The 2,644-nt window shown below is 62.0% G+C and carries 2 protein-coding genes; both read right to left on the bottom strand.

All coding sequences use genetic code 11. The annotated features are described in order from the left end of the window. Nucleotides 1-79: 79 nt before the first annotated feature. On the bottom strand, nucleotides 80-943 hold the full coding sequence (istB, locus tag L858_RS0119045; protein WP_004211466.1) for an IS21-like element helper ATPase IstB: 864 nt from the start codon (nucleotides 941-943) through the stop codon (nucleotides 80-82). Beyond that, nucleotides 940-2,442 carry an IS21 family transposase gene (gene istA / locus L858_RS0119040; RefSeq protein WP_011950689.1) on the bottom strand — a complete coding sequence of 501 codons (1,503 nt, stop codon included), beginning with the start codon at nucleotides 2,440-2,442 and terminating at the stop codon, nucleotides 940-942. The genes istB and istA overlap by 4 nt, the downstream gene beginning before the upstream one ends. Between the last annotated feature and the right edge of the window lie 202 nt (nucleotides 2,443-2,644).

Genomic DNA, 2,644 nt, shown 5'->3' with positions numbered 1-2,644 from the left:
TATAGCGCGACGATCTGGGTGAGAGGTCAGCGACTATCAGGATGAGAACAGATTGTCGCGGCGGGTTCATGGTGCCGGGTTAGATTGTCGCTGGCAAGGGCGATTCTTCGCTCTGATTGTCGCTGATCGACATTTTCTCGATGGATTTGATTGTCGCGTATTTTGGGGTCCTTCCAGCCCCTGTCTGTCGCTGGAGGGCGGCCCTGCGACGATAGCTCTCGACATTCATCTCGAAGATGGTGGCGTGATGAACGAGACGGTCGACGGCCGCGAGCGTCATGGCGGGATCCGGGAAGACCCGGTTCCATTCGCCGAAGGGCTGGTTGGCCGTGATGAGCATGGATCGGCGCTCATAGCGTGCGCTGATCAACTCGAAGAGCACGGAGGTTTCAGCCTGATCCTTGGCGACATAGGCGAGGTCGTCCAGGATGAGCAGGTGGTATTTGTCGAGCTTGGCGATGGCGGATTCGAGCGCCAGTTCGCGGCGCGCGAGCTGAAGCTTCTGGACCAGCTCGGACGTGCGGGTGAACAGCACGCGCCAACCATTCTGGACAAGTTGCAGGCCGATGGCTGCCGCCAAGTGGCTCTTTCCTCCGCCCGGCGGGCCGAACAGGATGAGATTGGCGCCCTTTTCCAGCCATCCGTCGCCCGAGGTCATGGCCGTGACCTGCGCCCGCGAGACCATCGGCACGGCGTCGAAGGCGAAGCTGTCGAGCGTTTTGCCCGGTGGTAATCGTGCGTCGCTCAGATGACGTTCGATCCTACGCCGGTCACGTTCGGCCATTTCATGCTCGGTAAGTGCAGCGAGCAGTCGGGTGGCGGGCCAGCCCTCCTTGTCGGCACGTTCGGTAAACTCGGGCCAGATCACCTTGATGGCAGGAAGCCTCAACTCGTTGAGGATGAAGCTCAGGCGCTGGGCATCGACGTTATGGGCCTTGGTCATGCGGCCTCTCCCAGCAGCAGGGCATCGTAGTCGGTCAGGGGGCCAAGCTCGACCACCACCTCGGGCAGCGCGGCCGGATCGGGCGAGAAGCGCGTTCGCAACGCGGCGATGTCAGGCAGCCGGCCTTCGTCAAGGTCCTGGGCGAGAAGATCGGCAAGCTCGGCCTCGCAGGCCCGTTCATGGGCCATGGACAGCAACTCGACCATCTTGCGGCAAGCGTCACGCTCGGACATGGCTTCGAGCAGCCGTTCGAACATGAGCCTGTACGCCTCGCGCGGGAACAACTGGTCGCGATAGGTCAGCTGCAGCAGGGCCATCGGCTTACGCCTGAGGCTATGGATCACGTGACGGTAATCCACCACATAGCCATGTTCGGTAGCGCTTTTCGGGCGACCGCGTGGCCGGGTCATGAGATAACTGCCGCCCAGGAACAGATCGAGCCGATCATCGTAGAGGCGCACACGCAGTCGATGCCCGATCAACCGTGACGGCACCGTGTAGAACACCTTGCGCAGAACGAAGGTGCTGGACGAGGTGACGGGAAGGATATGTTCCTCGTAGTCGCTGGTGCGACGATCAGGTAGCGGTTTGAGCGTTGCCCTTTCGGTGTCGATGCGGGCGGCACTGCGCCGGTTCTTTCGGGCAACGATCTCGTCGATGAACCTGCGATAGGCCGCGAGGTCCTCGAAGTCGGTCGATCCACGCATCGCCAGCGCATCCTCCACCGCCGCCTTGAGATGGCCGTGGGAGCTTTCGACGCTGCCATTCTCATGCGCGATGCCGCGGTTGTTGCGGGTCGGCGTCATGCCATAATGTTCGCACAAGGCGTCGTAGCGTGTGGTCAAGTCCGCACGGGCATCGGCATCAAGGTTGCGAAACGCGGCCGACAGACTGTCGCTGCGGTGTTCGCCCGGCGCGCCGCCCAGCATCCAAAGCGCGTTCTGCAGCCCCTCAGCCAATGCGACATAGCTCTCGCCGCCCAGGATGACATGGGCATGTTCGAAGCCTGACCACACCAGGCGGAAGTGGTAAAGCAGGTGATCGAGGGGCGCACCCGCGATCGTGACTTTGAGGCTCCTCATGTCGGTGAAGTCCGAAAGGCCCATTCGCCCCGGCTCATGAGTCTGGCGGAAGATCACTTCCTGTTCCGGGCCATGAACGGCCCGCCAGGCACGGATACGACGCTCCATCGTGCGGCGAACCCCAAAATCGAGATCGGGATGGCGACGGCGCATCTCCTCGAAGATCGCCACCGCCCGCAAGCCAGGTGCCGCCTTCAGCATTGGTACGATCTCGCTCTCGAAGATCGATTCCAACGGATCAGGTCGCCGTCGGCCGCGGGGCGCTTTACGGTGTGAAGGAAGCACCGGATCGCTCGCGATCCGGTAGCCCGTCGCGGTGCTGAACCCGGCCTTCGCCGCAGCCACCGGGACCGGGTTGGTCTGTCGCAATTTCATGAAAAGCCTCATTTGATGATCGTTGACTTGGCAACCCGGCACTCACGGCATCTCCCTCCAATCTGGATATGCCAATGAATATTGGGTCGGCCCCGACGATCTACGGCTCCTCCATTAAAGGGCCATCGGTTGTTGGGGTCTCGGCTACGGGCTTCGGGCTACGCCCTCCGCCCTTCACCGACACCCCAACAACCGATTCTCATCTTGATTGTCGCTACGCTCGCATCCTGTCAGTCGCCGCGCA

Source organism: Sphingobium bisphenolivorans, assembly GCF_000412635.1.
In the GTDB taxonomy this organism is placed as follows: Bacteria; Pseudomonadota; Alphaproteobacteria; order Sphingomonadales; family Sphingomonadaceae; genus Sphingobium; species Sphingobium bisphenolivorans.
This window is presented reverse-complemented; position numbering and strand designations above follow the sequence as displayed.

Coding starts and splice junctions, on each gene's coding strand:
- istB (WP_004211466.1), bottom strand. CDS start 943: ATGACCAAGGCCCATAACGTCGATGCCCAGCGCCTGAGCTTCATCCTC.